The organism is Frigidibacter albus (genome assembly GCF_009908165.1).
Classification (GTDB): Bacteria; Pseudomonadota; Alphaproteobacteria; order Rhodobacterales; family Rhodobacteraceae; genus Frigidibacter; species Frigidibacter albus.
The window spans coordinates 92,144-117,067 of the sequence record NZ_JAAAUC010000009.1 but is presented as its reverse complement, the minus strand read 5'-3'; the positions used below and the strand labels follow the sequence as shown (position 1 = coordinate 117,067).

Genomic DNA, 24,924 nt, shown 5'->3' with positions numbered 1-24,924 from the left:
GCAATCGCTGTGGACACTGCCCCGGCGCCCAGCCTAGAAACCATCGTTCAGGGACATGTCGGGTATCATGCTGCAAGCCATCAGTGACTGGTCCTTGAGACCGCGAAGCGCAGTCTGGCGATGGGCTTTTGCCACCATGGCCTGCCTTGTCGCCTTTGTGCTGCGCTACGGGCTCGACCCTGCGTTGCCGCCGGGATTTCCCTACCTGACCTTCTTTCCCGCGGTGATCCTGACCACCTTCTTCGCCGGCCTGTGGCCCGGGGTCGCGGCGGCGGTGATCTGCGGGCTCCTGGCCTGGTTCTACTTCATCGCCCCGGTCTACTCGTTTGCCCTCGGCGGGGCCTCGGGCGTGGCGCTGGCCTTCTACGCCTTCATCACCAGCACCGAAATCCTGATCCTGCACCTGATGAAAAGGGCGATGGCGGGGCTGCAGGCGGAACGGCTGCGCAGCGCCGAGCTGGCCGAGGCGCGAAAGCTGATGTTCCACGAGCTGCAGCACCGGGTGTCGAACAATCTTGCCGCGGTCGCCTCGCTGCTGAAGCTGCAGCGGCGCAGGGTCAGCGACCCGGCGGCGAAGCGGGCGCTGGACGATGCGGTGGGGCGGATCGCACTGGTGGCGCGGATGCAGCGCATGCTGCATGACCCGGGCGCGCAGCAGATCGACTTCGCGCGGTTCTTGCACGACATGACCCATGACGTGCTGCAATCGACCGGGGCCGAGGGGCGGATCGCGCACCGGGTCGAGACCTGCCCGGTGGTGATCGGGCCGGATCAGTCGATCCCTTTGGGGTTGATCGCCACCGAGTTCCTGTCCAATGCGGTCGAGCACGGGTTTCCGGGCGAGCGCAGCGGGTGCGTCGAGGTGCGGCTGGCGGTTGTCGGAGAGCAGGCGCTGCTCGAGGTGCGGGATGACGGCGTCGGGCTGCCCGAAGGCTTTGCCATCGAGGCGACGGACAGCCTTGGCCTGCAGATCGCTCGCCAGTTCGCCCAGCAGATCGGGGCCGAGCTGACGATGGCCGCGGATGCCGCCGGGGGCACCGTGTCGCGACTGCTGTTCCCGCTGGAGGTTGCGGGACGGGCCTGACCGGGCGCGCCGGTCAGGCCGACCGGCTCAGTGGCCGGAATGGTCGGCGTGATCGTCCTCGGCATCGGCCGGGTCGACGGAGAACTCCACCTCCACCCGCCCTGCCCGCTCGAACACCAGCGTGGCGGGAAGGAGGTCGCCCTCGGCCAAGGGACCGGTCAGGCCCATCAGCATCACATGCATCGCGCCGGGTTCCAGCACCACGGTGTCGCCCGCCGGGATCTCGATCGCCTCGAGATGCATCATCCGGGCGACGCCATCGGCGGAAAACTCGGTGGTGTGCAGCATGATCTTGTCGGCGAACTCGCCCTCTACGGCGAGCAGCCGGTCAGGCTCGGCGCCGCCATTGCTGATCGCGAGGTAGCCGGCGGCGGATTTGGCGGCGGGGCTGGGGGCCGGAATGGCGGGGTGGATGATCTCCAGATCGCCGGCGGTCACGCCATGGGCGAATGCGGCCGTTGCGAGGGGGGTGCCGGCCAGCAGGGCGGCGGCGAGAAGGGAAAGCGCGCGTTTCATGTGGGTATCCTGAAAGTGTTCGGGGCCGGTCCGATGGACCGGCGGACAGGTCCGCCCTAGGGGCAGACCGGGGCTGCGGCGGGGTCAGCCCCTCGGCGGAGCGCGGGCCGGATGCGCCGGGCGGGCGGCAAAGGCCGTGCGCAGCGGTTCCGGCAGAGCCCAGGCCAGCGGCAGCACCCGGCCGCACAGCAGCAGCGGCCGTGCAAGATCGGGCACCAGCGCGGCACCGACCAGACGGCAGGCATCGCAGCGCGTCGGCCCGGCAAGTTCGCTGTCCCCGGCATCGGCGCAGAGCGCGGGGTCCGCCAGCCCCCAGACCTGCGCATGGGCCTGCAGCGCGACATCGTCGGGCGTCAGTGGCGCGCGATGCGCCAACCCGCCCGTGGCCGAGGCGACCAGCAGCAGCAGGGTCAGGACAAGCCCGGACAGGCGGGGAAACGGATGCGCGCGCATGGGTGCGGCATAGCATGGGCGAAGGACGGGCGCAAAGGCCTGCGGGGACTTGCGCCAGGCGGCCGACGCCGGGGGCTCTGCCCCCGGACCCCCGGGATATTTGGACCAGAACGAAGGGGAAGAGGGGCGCAACGTGGCAGCGGAGCCCAGGCCTGCCACGGCGCAGAGTCTCAGGAGGGCGGCTCGAAAATTAGCTCCACCCCGAAGGGATAGGTCCCGTCGCTGAGCCCGGCCGGGGCCGCGGGGAGGCGGCGCACCGAGCGTGCCATGCGCAGCGCGGCGGCATCCAGCGCGGCATTGCCGGAGGAGCGTGTCAGCGCCACGCCGGAGACACGCCCGTTCAGCCCCACCGAGAAGGTAAGCATGACGGTGAATTCGGCGCGGCCGGCCTCGCGCGGATAGCTGACGCTGCGGGCCACCCGCGCCTGCACCGCCGCGCGCCAGCTGGCCCGCAGATCCTCGGCGCGGGCGGCGGCGGCGGCACCGTTTTGGCTGCTGGAGGCCCCGGCATTGACCCCGCCGCCGCTGCCCGCGGCACGCTGTGCGGCGACGCTGTCCGCAGGCGGCGGGCCGGGCTGGCGCCTGGGCTGGGGCTCTGCCCGCGGTGCCGGTTCGGGGTCAGGCTGCGGCTGTGGCTCCGGCTGCGGTTCGGGCCGCGGCTGGGGGCGCGTGTCGGGCAGCGGTTCCGGTTCCGGTGCGGGCTCGGGTTCCGGCTCAGGCGGTGGCGGTGGCGGCAGCTCCGCGATGTCCAAGCTGGGCATCTCGGGCGCCTGCGGCAGCGCCATCAACGGCGTGGGCGCCTGCACGGGCGTCTCGGGGACATCGGGCGGGGTCAGTTGCGGCGGCGGCTCGGGCTGCGCCATCTCGGGCGCCGGTTGCGGCACCGGCTCTGCCACCGGCTCGGGCGGGCGCTCCCATTCCTCGACTATCTCGGCGATGGACCCGCTGGAGGCTTCGAGCGAGACCATCGCATCGCCACCCGCACCGGAGGCGGTGGCGCCGGCCTCGGTCGGGCGCCAGGCGAAGGCGGCGAGGTGCAGGGCAATGGCCAGGGCCAGGGCGAACAGGGCGTGAAGCTTGCTCATGGCAGGGCCGTGACCAGATCGACGCGGGCAAAGCCCAGCTGGCCGAGCGCCGGCATCAGAGCCGCAAGCCGCGCGGCGGGCACCGCGCCATCGGCGCGCAGCAGCAGCGCGGGAGGGGCGGCCTCGCAATCGCTCGCCGCGCAATACTCGCCCCGCGCGGCCGTCAGTGCCGCGAGGGCCATGTCCTGCCCGATGGAATCGCGGTAGCCGACCTCGCCCGCTGCATCGAGATGCAGGGTGAAATCGCCCTCCGCCTCGGCCTCCGCCTCGGCCTCTGGCGGGGTCACCGGGAAGGGCTCGGGCGGGGTCAGCTGCGCCGAGATCAGGAAGAAGATCAGCAGCAGGAACACCACATTGATCATCGGCAGCAGGTTTTCTGCCGGGGCCTTGCGCGGCGGGTCGGAGAAATCCATCGGCTACTCCACCAGCACCAGACGGGTGAAACCGGCGGCCTTCAGCACGTCCATCACCGCGATCACCTGCTGCAGCGTCGCCTCGTCCCGGGCGCGCAGCACGATGGCGTCGGCGGGGTCTTCGGTCAGCGCGGCCAGCGCCTCGGCCAGGGCCTCGGGGGCGATGGGGGCGCCGTTCAGCGCGACGCTTTCGGGCGAGACATCCACCAGCCGCGGCGGGCCGGAATAGCCGGTCCCCTGCCCCGCCACGGTCAGCGGCAGGGTCATGTCGGTGCCAAAGCGCGAGGCGAGCATGAAGAACACCAGCAGCAGGAACACCACGTCGATCATCGGCGTGAGGTTCGGCCGCCGGCGCGGACGGTCTGCGCCGAATTCGAACATTACTCGGCTGCCTTGTCGAGGATGACGGCGCGGCGCGGGCCGGCGGCACGCGGCGCGCGCTGGAAGATGCGGGTCGCGGCGTCTTCCATGTCATGGCGCAGGCGGTCGACGACGCTCTCGAACCATGTCAGCGCGATCTGCGCGGGGATCGCCACGGCCATGCCGGCGGCGGTGGTCAGCAGCGCCTCCCAGATACCGCCCGCCAGCGTGGCCGGGTCGGCGCGGGCGCCGGCCTCTTGCAGCGCCTGGAAGGCGGCGATCATGCCGGTCACGGTACCCAGAAGGCCAAGCAGCGGGCCGATGGTCGAGGCCAGCTCCAGCGCCCGAAGCCCGCTGCGCGCCTGCAGCAGCAGGTGGCGGGCGACGCGGGCAGTCTCGGCCTTGGCCGCGGGTTCGTCCAGCGTCGGGTCCGAGGCTGCCTGCATGGCGGCACGCACGAGGCGGGCGCGCAGCGAGCGGCGGCCAGCAATCTCGGCCTGCGCGGCGTCGATGCGGCCCTCGGACCACAGCGCGATGGCCCGCTCGGACCGGCGCCCACCCGACCAGGCGCCATAGGCCAGCAGCCGCAGCACCTTCCACAGGATCAGCGCCACGGTCAGCATCGACAGGATGGCGATCACCCACATCGCGGCGCCGCCCATGTCGATGAAGGCGATCATGCGCTGGAGGGCGTTGGTCGGCGTCTCGATGAGTGCCGTTTCATCCATGGCGCGGCCTTTCGGATCAGGGGTATTTCGGCCCGGGTAAAGGTTCCAAGTTTTTTTGTCAAGAATTAGCGGGAGGCTGGGGTCTGGATCGTCGTCGGCTGAATCGAGTCGAAGCCGACATCTGACAGTGCACCGCTTCTTGCCCGGAACAAGGCGCTTTAGCGCCGCCGGGCAGAGCCTTCCGCCCCCTCGGGCGGGCGCTTTTGCTCCGGTCGCGCCTAGAAATTCGGTGGAGAGGTATTGAACCACAAAGTGCCTAGAACCACCGTTGCTCGCCCACCCGGCGGACGGGCGCCGCCCTGGGACGGTGCGAGGTCCAAGGCTTGACGTCACCTCCCGCCCGCGCCTAATCTCACATATGGGACACGCCATCACATCTGCTGAGGACCGGGGCCCCCGCCTGCCCACCGATGCACAGCGCGAGGCGCTGATGGTGCAGGCGGCGAAGCTGTTCTTCCGGCTGGACCGCAGCCAGACCGAGATTGCCGCCGATCTCGGCCTGACCCGCTGGCAGGTCAGCCGGCTGCTGACCGAGGCGCGCAGCCTTGGCATCGTGCGCATCGAGATCAGCCCGCGGCGGCAACGCCTGCCGGACCTCGAGGCGCGGCTGCAATCGGCCTTTGGCCTGCGCGACGCGATCGTGGTGCAATCGGCCGAGACCGAGGCGCAGGGAGCCGACGCCGTGGCGCGGGCGGCGGCGGAGTATCTGGCGGCTCTGCAGCCGAAGCCCGGCCTGATCGGCATCAGCTGGGGCCGGACGATGGCGGCGGTGGCGCGGCATCTGCCGCAGGGATGGGCGCCGGGCGTGCATGTGGTGCAGGTGAATGGCGCGGTGTCGCTGCGGCTGGGGATGCCCGGCACCCATGCGGTGGCCGAGGCCTTTGCCCGCGCCGCCCCCGGCACCGCGACGATGCTGCCCGCGCCCGCGATCCTTGGCAGCGCCACCAGCCGCGCGGTGCTGGAGCAGGACCGGGTGGTGGCCGATGTGCTGCGGCTGGCGGAAAGCGCGCCGGTGCTGGTGTTCTCGCTGGGGGCGGCGGGGGCGGATTCGGTGCATGTGACCTCGGGCTATCTGGGCGCGGACGAGATGGCCGCGTTGCAGACACTGGGTGCGGTGGGGGACCTGATGGGGCGCTTCATCGACGCGGGCGGGCGGATCGCCGATCCCGCGCTGGATGACCGCACGCTGGGGCTCGGCCTCGGCGCGCTGCCCGGGCGCGAGCGCAGCATCGGCGTGGTTGCGGGCGCCGCGAAACATGCCGTCGCGCTGGCGGCGCTTCGTGCGAACTATGTCAACGTGCTGATCACCGATGAGGTGACGGCCCTTTTCGCGCTGGAGAGTTGCGATGACTGACACTGGCCGCAATCCCGGCACCCCGCTGGCACCGGACTGGTTCGACACCGTGGCGGTGAATACCCCCGCCGCCGAGCGGCGGGCGGCCAGCCTGACGGCGCGGCGCACGGTCAAGAAGGAGTGGCAGGCGGCCTGGCTGGTCAATGCCATCCGCTGCATCGACCTGACCACGCTGGCGGGGGATGACACCCCGGCCCGTGTCCAGCGGCTCTGCGCCAAGGCGCGCCAACCGCTGGCCCCACATATCTTGCAGGGGCTGGGGCTGGAGGCGCTGACCACCGGCGCCGTCTGCGTCTATCCGACGATGGTGGCCCCGGCGGTGAAGGCGCTGGAGGGGTCGGGCATCCCCGTCGCCTCGGTCGCCACCGGCTTTCCGGCGGGGCTGATGCCGCTGCCGCTGCGGCTGGCCGAGATCCGCTATGCGGTGGATCAGGGCGCGGCGGAAATCGACATCGTGATCAGCCGCGCGCATGTGCTGTCGGGCGACTGGCAGGCGCTTTACGATGAAACGGCGGCGATGCGCGAGGCCTGCGGCGATGCCCACATGAAGGCGATCCTGGCGACCGGCGAGCTGAAGACCCTGCGCAATGTCTACAAGGCCAGCATGGTGGCGATGCAGGCCGGGGCGGATTTCATCAAGACCTCGACGGGCAAGGAGCCGGTGAACGCCACGCTGCCGGTCAGCCTGGTGATGGTGCGGGCGCTGCGCGATTACGGCGCGCGGACCGGCGCCCGGGTCGGCTTTAAGCCCGCGGGGGGGATGCGCACCGCCAAGGACGCCATCGCCTGGCAGGTCCTGATGAAGGAAGAGATGGGCAACGACTGGCTGCAGCCGGACCTGTTCCGGCTTGGCGCCTCGTCGATGCTCGCCGATATCGAGCGGCAGCTCGATCACCATGTCACCGGGCGCTATGCCGCCTCGCACCGCCACGCGCTGGCCTGAGGGGGACAAGATGCCGAGTGTGAAGGAAATCCTGATGAGCATGGAGTATGGGCCCGCGCCGGAGTCGGCGGCGGAGGTGCAGAAGTGGCTGGCCGCGCGGGGGGCGTTCGGGCATTTCATCGGTGGCAGTTTCGCCGCGCCGGGCGAGACCTTTGCCACCGCGAATCCCGCCACGGGCGAGGAACTGGCGCAGGTGACGCAGGGCACCGAGGCCGACATCGCCGCCGCCGTGGCCGCCGCGCGCAAGGCGCAGCCGGGATGGGCGGCGCTGGCGGGGCATGAGCGGGCGAAGTGGCTCTACGCAATTGCCCGCCATGTACAGAAGCGCGAGCGGTTCCTGGCGGTGCTGGAGACGCTGGACAACGGCAAGCCGATCCGCGAGGCGCGCGACATCGACATTCCGCTGGTCGCGCGGCACTTCTACCACCATGCCGGATGGGCGGAACTGCTGGCCGAGGAATTCCCGGGGGCGGAGGCCCATGGCGTCTGCGGCCAGATCATCCCCTGGAACTTCCCGCTGCTGATGCTGGCCTGGAAGATCGCGCCCGCGCTGGCGGCGGGCAATACCGTGGTGCTGAAGCCTGCCGAGTATACTCCGCTGACGGCGCTCGCCTTTGCCGAGATCTGCGCCGAGATCGGACTGCCCCCGGGCGTGGTGAACATCGTCACCGGCGATGGCGAGACCGGGGCGGCGCTGGTCGCCTCGGAGGTGGACAAGATCGCCTTCACCGGCTCCACCGAGGTGGGCCGCGCGATCCGCAAGGCGACGGCGGGAACGGGCAAGTCGCTGACGCTGGAGCTTGGCGGCAAGTCGCCCTTCATCGTCTGCGCCGATGCCGATCTGGATGCGGCGGTCGAGGGCGTGGTGGATTCGATCTGGTTCAACCAAGGGCAGGTCTGCTGTGCCGGCAGCCGGATTCTGGTGGCCGAGGCGGTGGAGGAGGCCTTCACCCGCCGCCTGACCGCCCGGCTGGCCAAGCTGCGCGTCGGCGACCCGCTGGACAAGTCGGTGGATGTGGGGGCGCTGGTGCATCCGGTGCAACTGGCCCGGGTGCAGGAGATGGTTGCGGCGGGCACGGCGGCGGGGGCGCGGCTGGTGCAGGCCGACTGCGCGCTGCCCGGCGAGGGCTGCTTCTACGCGCCGGGTTTCCTGACCGGCGTGCCCCCCGCAAATCCGGTGGCGGATGCCGAGATCTTCGGGCCGGTGGCCACGCTGACCAGCTTTCGCACGCCGGACGAGGCGGTGGAGCTGGCGAATGCCACCCGCTACGGGCTGGCGGCCTCGGTCTGGACGGAGAATGTGGGGCTGGCGATGGATCTGGCGGCGAAGGTCAAGGCGGGGGTGGTCTGGGTGAACTCCGCCAATATCTTCGACGCGGGGGCGGCGTTCGGCGGGATGCGCGAAAGCGGCTTTGGCCGCGAGGGCGGGCGTGCGGGGCTGCGCGACTATCTGCGCTCGCCGGAGGTGGAGGAGGCCTTGGAGGCCGAGGCGCGGTTCGACACCTCGCCTGTGGCGGAAGCTGTGGGCCAAGGCGGCGGCATCGACCGGACCGCCAAGATGTATTTTGGCGGCAAGCAGGCGCGGCCCGACAGCGGGCAATCTTATGCGGTGACGCATGAAGGCCGGGTGCTGGGGCTGGCCGGGCTCGGCAGCCGCAAGGACATCCGCAATGCGGTGGAGGCGGCGGCGAAGGCGGGCGGCTGGGGCCGGGCCACGGCTCATAACCGGGCGCAGGTGCTGTATTATCTGGGCGAGAACCTGTCGGCCCGCGCTGGCGAATTCGCGGCGCGGCTGGTGGAGGGCGGGCACTCCGCCGATGCCGCCGCGCTGGAAGTGGACATGTCGATCCGCCGCGCCTTCTACTACGCCGCGCAGGCCGACAAGTTTGATGGCGCGGTGACGGCGACGAAGACCGCGCATGTGACGTTGCAGATGCCGGAGCCGTTCGGGATCATGGGCATCATCTGCCCCGATGCCGCGCCGCTGCTGGGGTTCGTCAGTCTGGTGCTGCCGGCGATTGCGATGGGCAACCGCGTGGTGGCGGTGCCTGCGGCCTCGCGCCCGCTCTCGGCCACCGACCTGAGCCAGGTTCTGGATTGCTCCGACGTGCCGGACGGGGTGGTGAACATCGTGACCGGCCCGAAGGACGAGCTGGCGGCGGTGCTGGCCCGGCATGATGAGGTGGCGGCGCTGTGGTATGTGGGCGCGGCCGAGGGGCGGCGAAGCGTGGAGGCCGAGAGCACCGGCAACCTCAAGCCGGTCTGGGCGCTGGCGAACCGCGACTGGACCGGGCCACAGGGTCAGGGCCGCGGCTTCCTGCAGCGCGCGACGCAGGTCAAGACGATCTGGGTGCCCTACGGCGAGTAGTCAGGCCGCTTCGGCCGGGCGGCGCACCAGCGGCGCCGCGGCCAGCACCAGCGGGTCGAGGCCCGCTCCGCCCGCCGCCACATGCCCGAGGAATGCCCGGCGCATCCGCGGGTCCCAGTAGGCATTGAGATGGGCCGCGACGCCCTCTGCGCCCGCGTCGCCGGGCTGGGTGGCGAAGAAGGTGGCGATCTGGTTCGCCATGCGGATCAGTCGGTCAGGCTGCATCGCTGTCCTCAACGGGTTGGGCCAAGCGGCCCGTATCTACAAGTTCGGCCGCAACGCGGCCGGGATGGGAATGCACCTCGAACTCGCCGCCCCGGGCGCGGGCGATCAGGGTGATGCCGGCGGCGGTGGCCTGATCCGCCGCCAGCGTCGTCGGGGCCGAGGCGGCGATCACCAGCGGCGCGCCGATCATCGCCGCCTTCTGCACCATGTCCACCGACAGCCGGCTGGTCAGCACCAGCGCCCCGCTGGCCGGGTCGATGCCCGCCAGCGCCAGCGCGCCTGCCAGTTTGTCCAGCGCATTGTGGCGGCCGACATCCTCGCGCGCGATCAGCGGCAGACCGGGGCGCCAGAAGCCGGCACCATGCACGGCGCGGGTCAGCTCATGCAGGCTTTGCGCAGCGGCAAGCGCCGCCATCGCCGCTGCCACATCGTCGGGCGTCAGCATCAGCCCGCCGGTCAGGCGCGGCAAGGGGCGCAGCGCCTCGGCCAGGCTCTCGATGCCGCAAAGCCCGCAGCCGACGGGTCCGACGCTGCGGCGCCGCCGCGCCTCGATGCGGCCCGCAGCGGCTTCGGTCAGCCAGAGCCGCGCCTCGATGCCCTGCGGTTCGGCCAGCACCTCGACCTCCTCGATCTCGGCCAGCGACTGCGCCAGCCCCTCGGTCAGTGCGAAGCCGCGGGCGAAGTCGGCAAGGTCGGCCGGGGTGGCCATCATCACCGCCTGCGTGGTGCCGTTGACGGTGATCGCCACCGGCACCTCTTCGGCCAGTGGCCTCTCGGCCGGCTGCCACCGCCCGCCGCGATAGGCGCGGGCCCGAGGCTCCTTCCCGTCCATCATTCCGCCGCCGGAAGGATGCGCCGGGCGCGCTCGGTCAGCGCGGCATAGTCCGCCTGCCAGTCGGAGGGGCCGTTCGAGGGCGCAACCTGAACCGCCGTCACCTTGTACTCCGGGCAGTTGGTCGCCCAGTCGGAATGGTCGGTGGTGATGACGTTGGCCTGCGTGCCGGGGTGGTGGAAGGTGGTATAGACCACACCGGGCGACACGCGATCCGTCAGGCTGGCGCGCAACGTGGTTTCCCCAGCGCGCGAGGCTAGGCGGACCCAGTCACCCTCCTTCACACCGCGGCTTTCGGCGTCATGGGGGTGGATCTCCAGCACGTCCTGATCGTGCCAGACCACGTTGGCGGTGCGGCGGGTCTGCGCGCCGACATTGTATTGCGACAGGATGCGCCCGGTGGTCAGCAGCAGCGGGAAGCGCGGGCCGGTGCGCTCATCCGTCGCCACATATTCGGTGACGATGAACCGCCCCTTGCCGCGCACGAACCCGTCCACATGCATGACCGGCGTGCCTTCCGGATGCGCCTCGTTGCAGGGCCATTGCACCGATCCAAGCACTTCCAGCCGTTCATAGCTGACGCCGGCAAAGCTGGGGGTGGTGATCGCCACCTCGTCCATGATCTGCGCGGGGTGGGTATAGGTCCAGCCCGCGCCCATGGCATTGGCCAGCGCCATCGTCACTTCCCAGTCGGCAAGCCCGTTGCGCGGGGCCATCACCTTGCGCACCCGGTTGATGCGGCGTTCGGCGTTGGTGAAGGTGCCGTCCTTCTCGAGGAAGGTGGAGCCGGGGAGGAACACATGAGCGTAGTTGGCCGTCTCGTTCAGGAACAAGTCATGGACCACCACACATTCCATCGCCGCGAGGCCTGCGGAAACATGGTGGGTGTCGGGGTCGGATTGCAAGATATCCTCGCCCTGGATGTAGATCCCGCGGAAGCTGCCATCGACGGCCGCGTCGAGCATGTTGGGGATGCGCAGGCCGGGTTCGGGGCTGATCGGGGTGCCCCAGAGCTGTTCGAACACCTCGCGCACCTCGGCCCCGGCGACGTGGCGATAGCCGGGCAGCTCATGCGGGAAAGATCCCATGTCACAGGCGCCCTGCACGTTGTTCTGGCCGCGCAGCGGGTTCACCCCCACGCCGGGCCGACCGATATTGCCGGTCAGCATCGCAAGGTTGGCGATGGCCATGACGGTGGTCGATCCCTGGCTATGCTCGGTGACGCCGAGGCCGTAGTAGATCGCGCCATTGCCGCCCTTGGCGAACAGGCGGGCCGCGGCACGGAGTTCGGCGGCGGGCACGCCGGTCAGCAGCGCCGTCGCCTCGGGCGCGTGGCGCGGCTCGCTGATGAAGGCGGCATAGTCCTGAAACTCGTCCCAGTCGCAGCGGCTGCGGATGAAGCCCTCGTCGAACAGCCCCTCGGTCACGATCACATGCGCCAGCGCAGAGACCACGGCCACATTGGTGCCGGGCTTCAGCGGCAGGTGATGCGCGGCGCGGATATGGGGGGATTTCACCAGATCGATGCGGCGCGGGTCGATCACGATCAGCTGCGCCCCCTGCCGCAGCCGCTTCTTCAGGCGGCTGGCAAAGACCGGGTGGCCGTCAGTCGGGTTGGCACCGATGACGATCACCACATCGGTCTGCTCGACGCTGTCGAAGTCCTGCGTGCCGGCGCTGGTGCCGAAGGTCTGGCCGAGGCCATAGCCGGTGGGCGAATGGCAGACCCGGGCGCAGGTATCGACATTGTTGGTGCCGAACACGCTGCGGATCAGCTTTTGCACCAGATAGGTTTCTTCATTGGTGCAGCGGCTGGAGGTGATGCCGCCGATGCTGTCGCGGCCATGTTTGGCCTGAATGTCGCGGAAGCGGCGGGCGGCGAAGCCAAGCGCCTCGTCCCAGCTGACTTCCTGCCATGGGTCGTTGATGCTGTCCCGGATCATCGGCTTCAGGATGCGGTCCTTGTGCGCGGCATAGCCATAGGCGAAGCGGCCCTTGACGCAGCTGTGGCCGCGGTTGGCCTTGCCATGCTTCCACGGCACCATCCGCACCAGCTCATCCCCGCGCATCTGCGCCTCGAAGCTGCAGCCCACGCCGCAATAGGCGCAGGTGGTGATGATGCTGCGGTCGGGCGTGCCGATGTCGATGACCGATTTCTCGGTCAGGGTCGCGGTCGGGCAGGCCTGCACACAGGCGCCGCAGGACACGCAATCCGAGGTCAGGAAGCTGTCATCCGCACCGCCCGCCGAAACCCGGCTGTCGAAGCCGCGGCCCGAGATGGTGAGCGCGAAGGTGCCCTGCACCTCTTCGCAGGCGCGCACGCAGCGCGAGCAGACGATGCATTTGGCGGGGTCGTAGCTGAAATAGGGGTTGCTGTCATCCTTGGGCAGCCATTGCGGATTGGCCACGCCGCTGCTGTCCTTGGCGCGGAAATGGGTGTCCTTCGCCTCATAGCGCACATCGCGCAGGCCGACGGCGCCGGCCATGTCCTGCAACTCGCAATCGCCATTGGCGGCGCAGGTCAGGCAATCGAGCGGATGGTCGGAGATATAAAGCTCCATCACCCCCTTGCGCAGTTTCTTCACCGTCTCGGTCTGGGTATGCACGACCATGCCCGGCGCGACGGGGGTGGTGCAGCTGGCGGGGGTGCCATTCCGGCCCTCGATCTCGACCACGCACAGGCGGCACGATCCGAACGCCTCGACGCTGTCAGTGGCGCAGAGCTTCGGGACCGGGATCCCGGCCTCGGCGGCGGCGCGCATGACGCTGGTGCCTTCGGGAACCGTCACGGCGAAACCGTCCACCGTCAGGGTGACAAGCGCGTTGGACTTGGCAGCGGGGGTGCCGAGGTCGCGGGTGGAGAAATCGCGGGTCGGCAGGATGAAGTCCTTCATTCGGCGGCCTCCTTGAGGGTCGCAAAGTCATCCGGGAAATGGGTCAGCGCGGACAGCACCGGATAGGGGGTGAACCCGCCAAGCGCGCAAAGCGATCCCAGCTTCATGGTCTGGCACAGGTCGGTCAGCAGCGGGATCGCGGCGGCATCACCCGCGGCGATACGGTCCACCACCTCGACCCCGCGCACCGCGCCGATCCGGCAGGGGGTGCATTTGCCGCAGCTCTCGATGGCGCAGAACTCCAGCGCGAAGCGGGCCATCCGCAGCATGTCGACGCTGTCGTCATGCACCACCAGCCCGGCATGGCCGACAAGGCCGCCGGAGCCGGCGAAATCCTCGTAGGAAAACGGCAGAGCGAAATCCGCTTGCGGGTGATAGGCCCCCAGCGGGCCGCCGACCTGCACCGCCTTCACGGGCCGGCCCGAGGCGGTGCCGCCGGCGATGTCGTTCACGATCTCGCCCAGGGTGATGCCAAAGCCGGTCTCGAACAGCCCGCCAAAGCGCACATTGCCGGCGATCTGCAGCGGGATCGTCCCGCGCGAGCGGCCGATGCCATGCGCCGCATAGGCCGCGCCGCCCTCGGCCAGGATCGCCGGCACCGCGGCCAGCGACAGCACGTTGTTGACCACGGTGGGCTGCCCGAAGAGGCCCTGCAGCGCCGGGATCGGCGGTTTGGCCCGCACCACGCCGCGCTTGCCTTCGAGGCTGTTCAAGAGGGCGGTTTCCTCGCCGCAGACATAGGCCCCGGCGCCGATGCGCAGCTCCAGCTCGAACGCGCGGCCGGACCCCAGCACATCGGGGCCAAGCATCCCCGCAGCGCGGGCGATGGTGATCGCCTGCCCCATGACCGCGTTGGCATCGGGGTATTCCGAGCGGGAGTAGATGAAGCCGCGCGTCGCCCCCACCGCGAGCGCGGCAATCGCCATGCCCTCGATCAGCGTGAAGGGGTCGCCCTCCATCAGCATCCGGTCGGCGAAGGTGCCGCTGTCGCCCTCATCGGCATTGCAGACGACGTATTTCTGCGCCGCCTCGGCCCCGAGCACGGTCTTCCACTTGATGCCGGTGGGAAAGCCCGCACCGCCGCGGCCGCGCAGGCCGCTGGCGGTGACTTCCTCCACAATGGCCTCGGGCGACAGGGTCAGCGCCTTGCGCAGCCCTGCGAGGCCGCCATGGGCTTCGTATTCGGGCAGGCTCAGCGGGTCGATCACGCCCACGCGGGCGAAGGTCAGGCGGGTCTGCTTCTTCAGGAACGGGATCTCGGCGGTCAGGCCAAGCGCCTTGGGATGCGCGCCGAAACCCGCGTCGAAGAGGGCGGGCACATCGGCGGGGGTCACCGGGCCAAAGGCGATGCGACCCTCGGGCGTTTCCACCTCCAGCAGCGGTTCCAGCCAAACCATGCCGCGGCTGCCGTTGCGCACCAGCTCCACCGGCAGGCCGCGGGTGGCGGCCTCGGCGCTGACGGCGGCGGCGACGGCCTCGGCGCCCACGGCCTTGGCGGCGGCATCGCGGGGGACATAGATCCTCATGCGCCCGCCTCCGTCGCAATTTCATCCAGCCGCGCGGCATCGACGCGGCCGATCACCTGCCCGTCCAGCATAGCGGCGGGGGCGCAGGCGCAGAGGCCAAGGCAGAACACCGGCTCCAGCGTCAGCGCGCCGTTCGGGGTGGTGCCGTGCCAGTCCACACCCAGCCGGGCCTTGGCGGCGGCGGCCAAAGCCTCGGAGCCCATCGCCTGGCAGGCCTCTGCCCGGCAGATCTTCAGCACATGGCGTCCGGCAGGGTGGTCGCGGAAGTCGTGGTAAAAGGACATCACCCCCTGCGCCTCGGCCCGGCTGATGTTCAGCGCCTCGGCGATCTGCGGCAGCGCCTCGGCCGGCACATGACCGTATTCGGCCTGAACCGCGTGCAGGATCGGCAGCATCGGCCCCTCCAGCGCGGAATGCTCCGCGATGAGGTCTGCGATGCGGCTGTGCTGTGCTGCCTGTGGTGCCAAGATGGCCTCCGTCCCGGTTGCGTCCTGCCTTTTCAAAGCAGTCATTGATACGAAAAACAATATTGATGACCCGTCGGACGATAGGCAGGGCCTATCAAGACGCCAGCCGCTGCGCCTCGTCCAGCAGGGCGGCCAGCATCGGCGGATAGGGCTCGCGCAGCGGCGCGACGAGGCCGACCGAATGGCTGACGGCCGGCGCGGAGATCGGCACCGAGGCCAGATCGGCGCCGCGCGAGAACATCGCCGCCAGCGCCTCTGGCACCACCGAGGCCCACCGCCCTGTCGCCACATGGGCCGCAAGGGCGATGGTGGAGTTGCTTTCCACCTGCGGCGCGGCCACCACACCGGCGGCCGTCAGCAGCTCATTCACGATCCGCCGGTTCTGCATGTCGCCCGTCAGCAGGCACAAGGGTTCCGCCGCCACCTCGGCCCAGCTGACGCTGGCGCGGGCGGCCAGCGGCGCCCCCGCCGCGACCAGCAGGCGATAGCTTTCGCGGAACAGCGGCACCTGCGTGACCCGGCCAAGGGGTTCGTTGTCCAGATAGGTAATGCCCGCATCCAGATCGAGGCTGCCGATGCCCGCCAGAATGGAGGACGAGGTGCGCGACAGGATCGTCACCCGCATATCGGGGTTACGGGCCAGGAACGGCACCGTCAGTTCCGCCACCCGCGGCAGCGCGGTCGGGATCACCCCCAGCCGCAGCGTGCCCACCAGCCCATGCCGCACCGCCCGCATTTCTTGGCGCAGCGCGCGGGCATCGGCCACCAGCCGCTGCGCCCGGTCCAGCACCCGCTCGCCCTCGGGCGTCAGGCCCTGAAAGCGCGAGCCGCGGAAGACAAGTTGCACGCCAAGGGTCTCCTCCAGCTGCCGGATCGCCGAGGAGAGCGTGGGCTGCGTCACGCCCACCGCCTCGGCGGCGCGGCCGAAGTGGCGTTCCTTGGCCAGCGCGATGAACATTTCCAGCTTGTCGATCATGTCGCCAGCCTATGCGATCCGCGCAGCAAGCGGCGAGGGAATTCGCAGCCTTGTTTGCAGGCCCCCCTCGGACTAGATCGGAGGCATGAAACTCGGTATCCCCTTCGTGACCAAACCGCCGCGCGTGTCGGTGATCAGGCTGGCGGGCGTGATCGGCGGCGCCGGCCGTGTCGGCAGCGGCCTGTCCGACGCCGGCACCGCCCAGCTGATCGAGCGCGCCTTCCGCCGTGGCAAGCCGCTGGCAGTGGCGCTGATCGTCAACTCGCCCGGCGGCTCGCCGGTGCAATCCTCGCTGATCGCGGCGCGGGTCCGTCGGCTGGCCGATGAATGCAAGCTGCCGGTCCATGCCTTTGTCGAGGACGTGGCGGCCTCCGGCGGGTACTGGCTGGCCTGCGCTGCCGATGACATCTGGGCCGATGACAGCTCGATCCTGGGCTCCATCGGGGTGATCTCTGCGGGCTTTGGCTTCCCGGAGTTCATTGCTCGCCACGGGATCGAGCGCCGGGTGCATACGGCGGGCGGGTCGAAGAGCTTCCTCGACCCCTTCCGCCCGGAAAAGGCCGAAGACGTGGCCCGGCTGATGGCGCTGCAGGAGCCGATCCATCAGGCCTTCATCGCGCAGGTGAAGGCGCGGCGCGGCGCGCGGCTGGCGGAAGGGGCGGACCTTTTCACCGGCGAGGTGTTCGTGGGCCGGCAGGCGGTGGCGGTGGGCTTGGCCGATGGCATCGGCCATGTCGTGCCGAAGATGAAAGAGCTTTACGGCGACAAGGTGCAGATGGTCCTGCATGAGCAGAAGCGCTCTTTCCTGCGCCGGATCGGGGTCGAAGCGGCCTCGCAAGCGATGACGGCGGTTGAGGATCGGAGCCATTGGGCCCGGTTCGGGCTATGACATGATGGTCAAGATCGTCACGCTGTTCCTGATCGTCATGGTCGTGTTGGCCATGTTCGGCGCCTTCCGCATCAAGCGCGGCGTGCGCCGCTGCCCGGCCTGCGGACGCGCGCGTATCGGGCCGGGGCCCTGCGGCTGCGGCAAGGGGCGGAGATAACCATGACGGAACGCTGGCAGGGCAAAGCGCTGGTCACCGGCGGCGCGCGCCGGCTGGGGCGGGCGATGGTGATGTATCTCGCGGCGCGCGGGCATGACGTGGCGATCCATTATCGCGGCTCGGCCGACGAGGCAGAGGCGACGGCCGCCGAGGCCCGCGCGCTTGGTGTGCAGGCGGTGACGCTGGCGGCCGATCTGCTGGATGAAGAGGCCACGGCGGGTCTGGTGCCCGCCGCGGCGCAGGCGCTTGGCGGGCCGCTGACGGTGCTGGTCAACAACGCCTCGATCTTCGAGTATGACACGATCCGCAGCGCCACCCGCGCCAGCTGGGACCGGCATATCGGGTCGAACCTGCGGGCGCCCTTCGTGCTGATCCAGGCCTTTGCCGCGCAGGCGCCCAAAGCCGGGACGCGGGATGGCGAGCCGCTGGCGCAGGCGCTGGTGGTGAACATGTGCGACCAGCGCGTGCTGAAGCCCACGCCGGAATTCATGACCTATTCGCTGGCCAAGGCCGGGCTGTGGGCGCTGACCCGCACCGCCGCGCAGGCGCTGGCGCCCGATATCCGCGTCAACGCGATCGGGCCGGGACCGACGATGCAGGGCGCCCGGCAAAGCGAGGATCATTTCTCGCGCCAGCGCGCCGCGACCATCCTGCGGCGGGGTGCGGGGCCCGAGGACGTGACTGCGGCGCTTGGCTATCTGTTGGACGCGGCTTCGGTGACGGGGCAGCTGATCTGCACCGATGGCGGGCAGCATCTGGGCTGGCAGACACCCGACGTTCTGGGGGTGGAATGACCGGCAAACCGCAAGATATTGAGCAGTCCGGGCGCCTCTGCAAAGGGGCCGGATCGGCCGCTTCTGTTAATCTTCGTTACCCTGCACCGGGAAGTTGTGCACCTCGCCGGCCGCGGTCACAAATCCGTTATGAATCCTTTAACATTATCAGGCCTTTGGCCGTCACTGAAAATAATGTTTAGCACAATCAATGGCTTAAAAATTCGCCTAAAAAACGAGCAAAGCCTTCAGAGCGGCCAAAAACAACGGAAATTCGCAGCCCGGGAAAACTGTTCCCCAGAGTTATCCACAGAAACGGTGGAGATGTTTTTCCTTGCTCCCGGTCTCGGATAGAGGCAGCCAAGGGGGGAATCAGAGCGCGCAGGACATGGACCAGCCAGACCCGAATGACAGGACCGATCCGGGGGCAGAACAGCCCCTTCCCGCGGAGGCTCCGGCCCCCGCGCAGGGCGGTGATGCCAGGCCGGCCCTGACCGGCCATGCCCTGATCGCGGCGCAGCTGCGCTCGCTCGACAACTCGCCCGGCGTCTACCGGATGCTCGATGCGCAGGCACAGGTGCTGTACGTCGGCAAGGCGCGCAACCTGAAGGCGCGGGTGTCGAACTATGCCCGCCCCTCGGGCCATTCGGGGCGTATCGCGCGGATGATCCGCGAGACCGCGCAGATGATGTTCCTGACCACGCGCACCGAGACCGAGGCGCTGCTGCTGGAACAGAACCTCATCAAGCAGCTGAAGCCGCGCTACAACGTGCTTTTGCGCGACGACAAGTCCTTTCCGAACATTCTGGTCAGCAAGACCCACCGCTTTGCCCAGATCAAGAAGCACCGCGGCAAGCGCAGCGAGGCGGGCGCCTATTACGGCCCCTTCGCCAGCGCGGGCGCGGTGAACCGGACGCTGAACCAGCTGCAGAAGGTGTTCCTGCTGCGCAACTGCTCGGACGCGATGTTTGAAAGCCGCACCCGGCCCTGCCTGCTGTATCAGATCAAGCGCTGCGCGGCGCCCTGCGTCGGCTATGTGACCGAGGAGTACTACGCCGGGCTGGTGAATGACGCCGAGCGCTTCTTGCAGGGCCGGTCCACCAATGTGCAGGCGACGCTGGCCAAGGCGATGGCCGAGGCGTCGGAGGCGATGGAGTTCGAACGTGCGGGCGCGCTGCGCGACCGGATCCGCGCGCTGACCAATGTGCAGCAGGCTCAGGGCGTGAACCCGCGCGGCGTCGCCGAGGCGGATGTGGTGGCGCTGCATATGGAAGGTGGGCAGGCCTGCGTGCAGGTGTTCTTCATCCGCGGCCACCAGAACTGGGGCAACCGCGATTTCTACCCGCGCACGCCCTCGGGCGCCGAGGAGCCAGAGGTGCTGCAGGCCTTCCTTGCGCAGTTCTATGATGACAAGGAACCACCGCGGCTGATCCTGCTGTCGCATGGTATCGACGATCCCGACCTGATGACGCAGCTGCTGTCGGACCGGGCGGGGCGAAAGGTGACACTTGGCGTGCCCCGGCGCGGCGAGAAGGCTGAACTGGTGGAGAACGCCGCCCGCAATGCCCGCGAAAGCCTCGCCCGGCGGATGAGCGAGAGCGCGACCCAGACCCGCCTGCTGGACGGGCTGGCGGAGGCGTTCGGGCTGGAGGGGCCGCCCAAGCGCATCGAGGTCTATGACAACTCGCACAACCAGGGCACCGATGCTGTGGGCGGGATGATCGTGGCGGGGGCTGAGGGCTTCCTGAAGAGCCAGTATCGAAAATTCAACATCCGCGGCGAAGACCTGACGCCGGGGGATGACTTCGGGATGATGAAAGAGGTGCTGACCCGGCGCTTCACCCGGCTGATCAAGGAAGACCCGGGCCGCGAGTCGGAAGCCTGGCCCGACCTCCTGCTGATCGACGGCGGCGCGGGGCAGGTCTCGGCCGTCGCGCAGATCCTGCGCGAGATGGGGGTGGAGGATATCCCCATGATCGGCGTGGCGAAAGGCGTCGACCGCGATGCCGGCAAGGAGGAATTCCACCGCACCGGCCAGCGCCCCTTCGCGCTGCAGCACAATGACCCGGTGCTGTATTTCGTGCAGCGCCTGCGGGATGAGGCGCACCGGTGGGCCATCGGCGCGCATAGGGCCAAGCGGTCGAAGGCCGTGGGCGCGACCCCGCTGGACGAGATTCCGGGCGTGGGCGCCACAAGAAAAAGAGCACTTTTGCAACATTTCGGCAGTGCCAAGGCAGTCGCCCGCGCTGGCCTGTCCGACCTCAAGGCCGCGCCGGGAATTTCCGAGGCGATGGCCCAGGCCATCCATGACTTCTTCCATGCCAAGGGCTGAACGGGTAGGACTAGGCACATGAGATGGAATATTCCCAATACCCTGACGGTCCTGCGCCTGCTGGCCGCCCCCGGCGTGCCGATCATGTTCCTGTATTTCACCCGCCCCTGGGCCGACTGGGCGGCGCTGGCGCTGTTCCTGGGCGCGTCCATCACCGACTGGGCGGATGGCTACCTCGCGCGGCTGTGGAACCAGCAGACCCGCTTTGGCGCCATGCTGGACCCGATCGCCGACAAGGCGATGGTCATCATCGCGCTGGTGGTCATCACCGGCTATTCGGGGATGAACCCCTGGCTGATCCTGCCTGCCACCGTGATCCTGTTCCGTGAGGTGTTCGTGGCCGGGCTGCGCGAGTTCCTGGGCGCGGAGTCGGGCAAGCTGCAGGTGACGAAGCTGGCCAAGTGGAAGACCACGGCGCAGATGGTGGCCATCGGCGTGATGTTCCTCGGCACCGGACTGACCTATGTCGCCCATGGCCGCGGCCCCGAAGCGGGCGGCGCGATCCGTTGGGCCGAGGGTGCGGCGGGATGGGCCACGGTGGGGGGGCTGGTGCTGATCTGGGTCGCGGCGGCACTGACGCTGGTCACCGGCTGGGACTATTTCCGCAAGGCGCTGCCCTATCTCAAGGACCCGCCGAAATGAGGCTGGACGTGCTCTATTTCGCCTGGGTGCGTGAGCGGATCGGCCTGCCCAAGGAGCAGGTGGAGACCGAGGCCGCGACCGTGGCGGGTCTGGTCGCCGAACTTGTGGCGCGCGAGGAGCGTTATGCCGCTGCCTTTGCCGATATCACCGCGCTGCGGGTGGCGCTGGATCAGGAACTGGCGGAGTTTTCCGCGCCGCTGGACGGCGTGCGGGAAGTGGCGTTCTTCCCGCCGATGACCGGGGGCTGAGATGCCGGTACGGGTGCAGGCCGAGCCCTTCGACTTTGGCGCCGAGGCCGCGGCTTTTGCGGCGGGCGCGACCAGTGCCGGCGCGGTCGTCACCTTCCTCGGCGTGGTGCGAGATGACAGCGGCAGCCTTTCGCGGATGGAGATCGAGCATTATCCGGGCATGACCGAACGCGCGCTTGCGAGCATCGCCGCCGAGGCGACCGACCGCTGGCACCTGCTGGACGCGCTGGTAATCCATCGCCACGGCTCTCTGCTTCCCGGCGAGGCGATCATGATGGTCGCCACCGCCGCGCGGCACCGGGCCGAGGCCTTTGCGGCGGCGGATTTCCTGATGGACTATCTCAAATCCCGCGCACCGTTCTGGAAGAAGGAATTCGGTGCGGATGGCGCGGCATGGGTTGCCGCGAAGGACAGCGACGAGGACGCACTGTCCCGCTGGTAGGGCAGAGGGCCGTGCCCCCTGCCCCGCCTGATCAGAAGTCCAGGTTTTCCACGTTCAGCGCGTTTTGCTGGATGAACTCGCGCCGCGGTTCGACGACATCGCCCATCAGCTTGGTGAAGATGTCATCGGCCTCGGCCAGATCATCCACCTTCACCTGCAGCAGCGTGCGCGCCGACGGGTCCAGCGTGGTTTCCCACAGCTGTTCGGGGTTCATCTCGCCAAGACCCTTGTAGCGCTGCAGGCTGAGGCCCTTTTCGCCCTCGGCCAGGATCGCGGCCAAGAGTTCGAGAGGGCCGTGGATCAGCTGCTCGCGGTCCTTGCGGACCAGCTTGGCCGGCTGGGTGTAGACCTCTTGCAGCGTCTGGGTATGGGCCGACAGCCGCCGAGCCTCGCCAGACCGCAGGACGGGGCCGTCCAGCGTGCGGACCTCTTCAACGCCGCGCAGGCTGCGGGTGAAGCGCAACCCGTGGTCCTGCGTCGGGCGGCCCTGCCAGCCGCGTTCATATTCCAGCGCCACGATATCCAGCCGCTTTGACACCGCATCGGCCATGCCCTGCGCATCGGCATCGACCAGCCCCGGCATCAGCGCGCCGGCAATCGCCGCCTGCTCGATGATCCGCTGCGGGTAATGCGTCGGGAAGGCCTGAAGGATCCGGCGGACCACCCGCGCTTCCTCGACCACGCGGCCAAGGTCCTGCCCGGTGATCTCCTCGCCGGTGCCGAGGCGCAGCATTGCACCGTCAACCCCTTGCTGGATCAGGAATTCGTCGAAGGCCGGCTGGTCCTTGAGGTAGACCTCGGACTTGCCCCGCGCCACTTTGTACAGCGGCGGCTGCGCGATATAGAGGTGCCCCGCCTCGATCAGCGAGGGCATCTGCCGGAAGAAGAAGGTCAGCAGCAGGGTGCGGATATGGGCGCCATCGACGTCAGCATCGGTCATGATGATGATCTTGTGATAGCGCAACTTGGCCAGATTGAACTCGTCGCGCCCGATGCCGGTGCCAAGCGCGGTGATCAGCGTGCCGATCTGGTCGGAGCCGAGCATCCGGTCGAACCGCGCCCGCTCCACGTTCAGGATCTTGCCGCGCAAGGGCAGCACAGCCTGGTTCTTGCGCTCGCGCCCCTGCTTGGCAGAGCCGCCGGCGGAGTCCCCTTCGACCAGGAACAGCTCGCTCAGTGCCGGGTCCTTCTCCTGGCAATCGGCCAGCTTGCCGGGCAGGCTGGCGACATCCATGGCGGTCTTGCGCCGGGTCAGCTCGCGCGCCTTGCGGGCGGCTTCGCGGGCCAGCGCCGCCTCGATGATCTTGCCGACGATGATCTTGGCTTGCGAGGGGTTCTCTTCGAACCATTCGCTCAGCTTCTCGCCCACAAAGTTCTCGACCGCGGGGCGCACCTCGGACGAAACCAGCTTGTCCTTGGTCTGGCTGGAGAATTTCGGGTCGGGCACCTTGACGGACAAAACGCAGGTCAGCCCCTCGCGCGCGTCGTCGCCGGTGAAATCCACCTTCTCGCGCTTGGCGATGCCCGAGCTTTGCGCATAGGCGTTGATGGTGCGGGTCAGTGCGCCGCGGAAACCGGCCATATGGGTGCCGCCATCGCGCTGCGGGATGTTGTTGGTGAAGGGCAGCACCGTCTCATGGTAGCTGTCATTCCACCACATCGCCACTTCGACGGTGATCCCCGCCCGCTCGCCGATGATATGGATCGGATCGGCCATCGCCGGGGTCTTGGAACGGTCGAGATAGCGGACATATTCCCGCACCCCGCCCTCATACATGAACTCGGTCCGCAGCGGTTCGGCGGGGCGTTCATCCTCGATGATGATGCGCACGCCGGAATTGAGAAAAGCCAGCTCGCGCAAGCGGTTCTCCAGCGTCTTGAACACGTAGTCGAGGTTCGAGAAGGTGGTGGTCGAGGCCAGGAACCGAACCTCGGTGCCCTTCTCGCCCGGCTCGGCATCGCCGACGACGCGCAGGTGCTCGACGGTGTCGCCGCGCTCGAACCTTGCGAAATGCTCCTTGCCGTTGCGCCAGACCCGCAGCTCCAGCCAGTCGCTCAGCGCGTTCACCACCGACACGCCGACGCCGTGCAACCCGCCCGAGACCTTGTAGCTGTTCTGGTCGAATTTGCCGCCCGCATGCAGCTGGGTCATGATGACCTCGGCCGCCGAAACGCCCTCTTCGGTATGGATGTCCACCGGGATGCCGCGGCCGTTGTCCCGCACGGAAACGCTGGAATCGGCATGGATTTTCACATGCACATGGTCGGCATGGCCGGCCAACGCCTCGTCGATGCCGTTGTCCACGACTTCATAGACCATATGGTGCAGGCCGGACCCGTCATCGGTATCCCCGATATACATGCCGGGACGTTTGCGAACAGCGTCCAAGCCCTTGAGAACCTTGATGGAATCGGCGCCATATTCTTCTGGCACGCGGATGTCGTCGGTCATTCTGAGCGTCCTGCTTCTTGGTTGCCGATTTATACGGGCAACGGGCGGGAATGTCACGCGGATGACACAAGATTTAGCGGTCAGAGCAGGGCAATGGCGAGGCCGACCACGATCAGCAGCGCGCCGGCAATCTTGTTGGTCAGCACCAGCGCGCCGGGGCTCGACAGCAGCTGCCGCGCGCGCGAGATGGCGGCGGCGATGGCGAGGTTCCCGGCCAGCGGGATCGCCGCGGAAAGAGCCAGGATCACGGCGATATCGGCGGTGCCGACGCGGGTGAGGTCGAAGAACCCGGGCAGCACGCCCATGTAGAACAGGATCGCCTTGGGGTTACCCAGGATCGCCGCCACCCCCGCCGAGAAGCCGGCCCAGAGGCCCGGGCGGGTCATGCGCCCGTCCGTGGTCAGCGGCCGGGCGGCATGGGCGATGAGGCCGGCCCCCATCAGGATGAAGATCGCGGCGGCCACCCAGCGAAGGGCGTCCATCAGCGCGGCCTGCTGATCGGCGATCCAGGAGAGGCCGAAGATCGCGACCAAGGGCCAAAGGATATCGCCGAGGGTCACCCCCACCGCCAGCGGCCAGGCAGAGCGGAAACCACCGCTCAGGGCGCGGGCAGAGAGCGCCACGAAGACGGGGCCCGGGGTCACCCAGAGGATTGCCAGCGCGCCCGCGTAGAGCAGCAGGCCGTCACCGCTGAGGGTCATTCAGCGGCCCGCGAGGCGATGTGGAAAGGATAAGGAAGCCATGCAGAAACCATGCATACGATTG

The 24,924-nt window shown here is 68.9% G+C and carries 25 protein-coding genes; 11 read left to right on the top strand and 14 right to left on the bottom strand.

What is annotated here, in order from left to right; genetic code table 11:
* Positions 1–55 precede the first annotated feature (55 nt).
* Positions 56–1,084 (top strand): histidine kinase dimerization/phosphoacceptor domain -containing protein, encoded by a 1,029-nt coding sequence (locus tag GVY41_RS14665; RefSeq protein WP_161347652.1) that lies wholly within the window; start codon positions 56–58, stop codon positions 1,082–1,084.
* A 27-nt stretch (positions 1,085–1,111) separates the two neighbouring features.
* On the opposite strand, the gene GVY41_RS14660 is transcribed toward GVY41_RS14665, so the two are convergent.
* The 6 genes from GVY41_RS14660 to GVY41_RS14635 form a co-directional block, all read right to left on the bottom strand.
* On the bottom strand, positions 1,112–1,600 hold the full coding sequence (locus GVY41_RS14660) for a copper chaperone PCu(A)C (protein ID WP_161347653.1): 489 nt from the start codon (positions 1,598–1,600) through the stop codon (positions 1,112–1,114).
* A gap of 84 nt (positions 1,601–1,684) precedes the next feature.
* Positions 1,685–2,053, bottom strand: coding sequence for a polyketide synthase (locus GVY41_RS14655; RefSeq protein WP_161347654.1), 369 nt, complete (start codon positions 2,051–2,053; stop codon positions 1,685–1,687).
* A 170-nt stretch (positions 2,054–2,223) separates the two neighbouring features.
* A complete protein-coding gene (gene tolA / locus GVY41_RS14650; RefSeq protein WP_161347655.1) occupies positions 2,224–3,138 on the bottom strand; it encodes a cell envelope integrity protein TolA in 915 nt (304 codons plus the stop codon).
* Positions 3,135–3,551 (bottom strand): ExbD/TolR family protein, encoded by a 417-nt coding sequence (locus GVY41_RS14645; RefSeq protein WP_161347656.1) that lies wholly within the window; start codon positions 3,549–3,551, stop codon positions 3,135–3,137. Before GVY41_RS14645 ends, tolA begins: the two co-directional genes overlap by 4 nt.
* Before the next feature lie 3 nt (positions 3,552–3,554).
* Positions 3,555–3,932, bottom strand: a complete 378-nt coding sequence (locus GVY41_RS14640; protein WP_161347657.1) for an ExbD/TolR family protein — start codon at positions 3,930–3,932, stop codon at positions 3,555–3,557.
* Positions 3,932–4,639, bottom strand: coding sequence for a MotA/TolQ/ExbB proton channel family protein (locus tag GVY41_RS14635; RefSeq protein ID WP_161347658.1), 708 nt, complete (start codon positions 4,637–4,639; stop codon positions 3,932–3,934). The genes GVY41_RS14640 and GVY41_RS14635 overlap by 1 nt, the downstream gene beginning before the upstream one ends.
* A gap of 358 nt (positions 4,640–4,997) precedes the next feature.
* Between GVY41_RS14635 and GVY41_RS14630 the strand changes: the two genes are divergently transcribed.
* From GVY41_RS14630 to GVY41_RS14620, 3 genes are read left to right on the top strand one after another with little or no spacing between them, the layout of a single operon-like run.
* Positions 4,998–5,993 (top strand): sugar-binding transcriptional regulator, encoded by a 996-nt coding sequence (locus GVY41_RS14630; RefSeq protein WP_161347659.1) that lies wholly within the window; start codon positions 4,998–5,000, stop codon positions 5,991–5,993.
* Positions 5,986–6,936, top strand: a complete 951-nt coding sequence (deoC, locus tag GVY41_RS14625; RefSeq protein ID WP_161347660.1) for a deoxyribose-phosphate aldolase — start codon at positions 5,986–5,988, stop codon at positions 6,934–6,936. Before GVY41_RS14630 ends, deoC begins: the two co-directional genes overlap by 8 nt.
* A gap of 10 nt (positions 6,937–6,946) precedes the next feature.
* The gene (locus GVY41_RS14620; RefSeq protein WP_161347661.1) at positions 6,947–9,304 is read left to right on the top strand and encodes an aldehyde dehydrogenase family protein; all 2,358 of its coding nucleotides are present in this window, start codon (positions 6,947–6,949) and stop codon (positions 9,302–9,304) included.
* Here the strand turns inward: GVY41_RS14620 and GVY41_RS14615 are convergent, their stop codons facing one another.
* The 6 genes from GVY41_RS14615 to GVY41_RS14590 all read right to left on the bottom strand — a co-directional run bounded on the left by GVY41_RS14615 (position 9,305) and on the right by GVY41_RS14590 (position 16,224).
* Positions 9,305–9,529: a formate dehydrogenase subunit delta gene (locus tag GVY41_RS14615; RefSeq protein WP_161347662.1), complete on the bottom strand. Its 225-nt coding sequence runs from the start codon at positions 9,527–9,529 to the stop codon at positions 9,305–9,307. It abuts the gene before it with no gap.
* Positions 9,519–10,364: a formate dehydrogenase accessory sulfurtransferase FdhD gene (gene fdhD, locus GVY41_RS14610; RefSeq protein WP_161656912.1), complete on the bottom strand. Its 846-nt coding sequence runs from the start codon at positions 10,362–10,364 to the stop codon at positions 9,519–9,521. Before fdhD ends, GVY41_RS14615 begins: the two co-directional genes overlap by 11 nt.
* Positions 10,361–13,255: a formate dehydrogenase subunit alpha gene (gene fdhF / locus GVY41_RS14605; protein WP_161347663.1), complete on the bottom strand. Its 2,895-nt coding sequence runs from the start codon at positions 13,253–13,255 to the stop codon at positions 10,361–10,363. The genes fdhD and fdhF overlap by 4 nt, the downstream gene beginning before the upstream one ends.
* On the bottom strand, positions 13,252–14,781 hold the full coding sequence (locus GVY41_RS14600) for a formate dehydrogenase beta subunit (RefSeq protein WP_161347664.1): 1,530 nt from the start codon (positions 14,779–14,781) through the stop codon (positions 13,252–13,254). Before GVY41_RS14600 ends, fdhF begins: the two co-directional genes overlap by 4 nt.
* Positions 14,778–15,251: a formate dehydrogenase subunit gamma gene (locus GVY41_RS14595; RefSeq protein ID WP_229726076.1), complete on the bottom strand. Its 474-nt coding sequence runs from the start codon at positions 15,249–15,251 to the stop codon at positions 14,778–14,780. The genes GVY41_RS14600 and GVY41_RS14595 overlap by 4 nt, the downstream gene beginning before the upstream one ends.
* Before the next feature lie 91 nt (positions 15,252–15,342).
* Positions 15,343–16,224, bottom strand: a complete 882-nt coding sequence (locus tag GVY41_RS14590) for a LysR family transcriptional regulator (protein WP_161347666.1) — start codon at positions 16,222–16,224, stop codon at positions 15,343–15,345.
* Between the two features lie 85 nt (positions 16,225–16,309).
* Between GVY41_RS14590 and GVY41_RS14585 the strand changes: the two genes are divergently transcribed.
* From GVY41_RS14585 to GVY41_RS14560, 7 genes are all read left to right on the top strand, one after another.
* Complete coding sequence (locus GVY41_RS14585) at positions 16,310–17,113, top strand: S49 family peptidase (RefSeq protein ID WP_161347667.1); 804 nt, start codon at positions 16,310–16,312, stop codon at positions 17,111–17,113.
* A 4-nt stretch (positions 17,114–17,117) separates the two neighbouring features.
* A complete protein-coding gene (locus tag GVY41_RS20120) occupies positions 17,118–17,270 on the top strand; it encodes a hypothetical protein (RefSeq protein WP_163535498.1) in 153 nt (50 codons plus the stop codon).
* A gap of 2 nt (positions 17,271–17,272) precedes the next feature.
* Positions 17,273–18,064 carry an SDR family oxidoreductase gene (locus GVY41_RS14580; protein ID WP_161347668.1) on the top strand — a complete coding sequence of 264 codons (792 nt, stop codon included), beginning with the start codon at positions 17,273–17,275 and terminating at the stop codon, positions 18,062–18,064.
* A gap of 367 nt (positions 18,065–18,431) precedes the next feature.
* The gene (uvrC, locus tag GVY41_RS14575) at positions 18,432–20,375 is read left to right on the top strand and encodes an excinuclease ABC subunit UvrC (protein ID WP_161347669.1); all 1,944 of its coding nucleotides are present in this window, start codon (positions 18,432–18,434) and stop codon (positions 20,373–20,375) included.
* 18 nt (positions 20,376–20,393) lie between these two features.
* Positions 20,394–21,017: a CDP-diacylglycerol--glycerol-3-phosphate 3-phosphatidyltransferase gene (pgsA, locus tag GVY41_RS14570; RefSeq protein ID WP_161347670.1), complete on the top strand. Its 624-nt coding sequence runs from the start codon at positions 20,394–20,396 to the stop codon at positions 21,015–21,017.
* A gap of 2 nt (positions 21,018–21,019) precedes the next feature.
* Entirely contained in the window at positions 21,020–21,265 is a 246-nt protein-coding gene (gene moaD, locus GVY41_RS14565; protein ID WP_161347779.1) for a molybdopterin converting factor subunit 1, read from the top strand.
* 1 nt (position 21,266) lies between these two features.
* Complete coding sequence (locus tag GVY41_RS14560) at positions 21,267–21,707, top strand: molybdenum cofactor biosynthesis protein MoaE (RefSeq protein ID WP_161347671.1); 441 nt, start codon at positions 21,267–21,269, stop codon at positions 21,705–21,707.
* Between the two features lie 31 nt (positions 21,708–21,738).
* Here GVY41_RS14560 and gyrB read toward each other — a convergent pair whose 3' ends face one another.
* Both gyrB and GVY41_RS14550 read right to left on the bottom strand, forming a co-directional pair.
* Complete coding sequence (gene gyrB, locus GVY41_RS14555) at positions 21,739–24,159, bottom strand: DNA topoisomerase (ATP-hydrolyzing) subunit B (protein ID WP_161347672.1); 2,421 nt, start codon at positions 24,157–24,159, stop codon at positions 21,739–21,741.
* Positions 24,160–24,239: 80 nt separating this feature from the next.
* Positions 24,240–24,860, bottom strand: coding sequence for a LysE family translocator (locus GVY41_RS14550; RefSeq protein WP_161347673.1), 621 nt, complete (start codon positions 24,858–24,860; stop codon positions 24,240–24,242).
* Positions 24,861–24,924 lie beyond the last annotated feature (64 nt).

Excerpts from the sequence above, each read along its gene's own strand:
- GVY41_RS14665 (WP_161347652.1), top strand. The coding sequence starts at position 56 with ATGTCGGGTATCATGCTGCAAGCCATCAGTGACTGGTCCTTGAGACCG.
- GVY41_RS14660 (WP_161347653.1), bottom strand. The coding sequence starts at position 1,600 with ATGAAACGCGCGCTTTCCCTTCTCGCCGCCGCCCTGCTGGCCGGCACC.
- GVY41_RS14655 (WP_161347654.1), bottom strand. The coding sequence starts at position 2,053 with ATGCGCGCGCATCCGTTTCCCCGCCTGTCCGGGCTTGTCCTGACCCTG.
- tolA (WP_161347655.1), bottom strand. The coding sequence starts at position 3,138 with ATGAGCAAGCTTCACGCCCTGTTCGCCCTGGCCCTGGCCATTGCCCTG.
- GVY41_RS14645 (WP_161347656.1), bottom strand. The coding sequence starts at position 3,551 with ATGGATTTCTCCGACCCGCCGCGCAAGGCCCCGGCAGAAAACCTGCTG.
- GVY41_RS14640 (WP_161347657.1), bottom strand. The coding sequence starts at position 3,932 with ATGTTCGAATTCGGCGCAGACCGTCCGCGCCGGCGGCCGAACCTCACG.
- GVY41_RS14635 (WP_161347658.1), bottom strand. The coding sequence starts at position 4,639 with ATGGATGAAACGGCACTCATCGAGACGCCGACCAACGCCCTCCAGCGC.
- GVY41_RS14630 (WP_161347659.1), top strand. The coding sequence starts at position 4,998 with ATGGGACACGCCATCACATCTGCTGAGGACCGGGGCCCCCGCCTGCCC.
- deoC (WP_161347660.1), top strand. The coding sequence starts at position 5,986 with ATGACTGACACTGGCCGCAATCCCGGCACCCCGCTGGCACCGGACTGG.
- GVY41_RS14620 (WP_161347661.1), top strand. The coding sequence starts at position 6,947 with ATGCCGAGTGTGAAGGAAATCCTGATGAGCATGGAGTATGGGCCCGCG.
- GVY41_RS14615 (WP_161347662.1), bottom strand. The coding sequence starts at position 9,529 with ATGCAGCCTGACCGACTGATCCGCATGGCGAACCAGATCGCCACCTTC.
- fdhD (WP_161656912.1), bottom strand. The coding sequence starts at position 10,364 with ATGATGGACGGGAAGGAGCCTCGGGCCCGCGCCTATCGCGGCGGGCGG.
- fdhF (WP_161347663.1), bottom strand. The coding sequence starts at position 13,255 with ATGAAGGACTTCATCCTGCCGACCCGCGATTTCTCCACCCGCGACCTC.
- GVY41_RS14600 (WP_161347664.1), bottom strand. The coding sequence starts at position 14,781 with ATGAGGATCTATGTCCCCCGCGATGCCGCCGCCAAGGCCGTGGGCGCC.
- GVY41_RS14590 (WP_161347666.1), bottom strand. The coding sequence starts at position 16,224 with ATGATCGACAAGCTGGAAATGTTCATCGCGCTGGCCAAGGAACGCCAC.
- GVY41_RS14585 (WP_161347667.1), top strand. The coding sequence starts at position 16,310 with ATGAAACTCGGTATCCCCTTCGTGACCAAACCGCCGCGCGTGTCGGTG.
- GVY41_RS20120 (WP_163535498.1), top strand. The coding sequence starts at position 17,118 with ATGGTCAAGATCGTCACGCTGTTCCTGATCGTCATGGTCGTGTTGGCC.
- GVY41_RS14580 (WP_161347668.1), top strand. The coding sequence starts at position 17,273 with ATGACGGAACGCTGGCAGGGCAAAGCGCTGGTCACCGGCGGCGCGCGC.
- uvrC (WP_161347669.1), top strand. The coding sequence starts at position 18,432 with ATGGACCAGCCAGACCCGAATGACAGGACCGATCCGGGGGCAGAACAG.
- pgsA (WP_161347670.1), top strand. The coding sequence starts at position 20,394 with ATGAGATGGAATATTCCCAATACCCTGACGGTCCTGCGCCTGCTGGCC.
- GVY41_RS14560 (WP_161347671.1), top strand. The coding sequence starts at position 21,267 with ATGCCGGTACGGGTGCAGGCCGAGCCCTTCGACTTTGGCGCCGAGGCC.
- gyrB (WP_161347672.1), bottom strand. The coding sequence starts at position 24,159 with ATGACCGACGACATCCGCGTGCCAGAAGAATATGGCGCCGATTCCATC.
- GVY41_RS14550 (WP_161347673.1), bottom strand. The coding sequence starts at position 24,860 with ATGACCCTCAGCGGTGACGGCCTGCTGCTCTACGCGGGCGCGCTGGCA.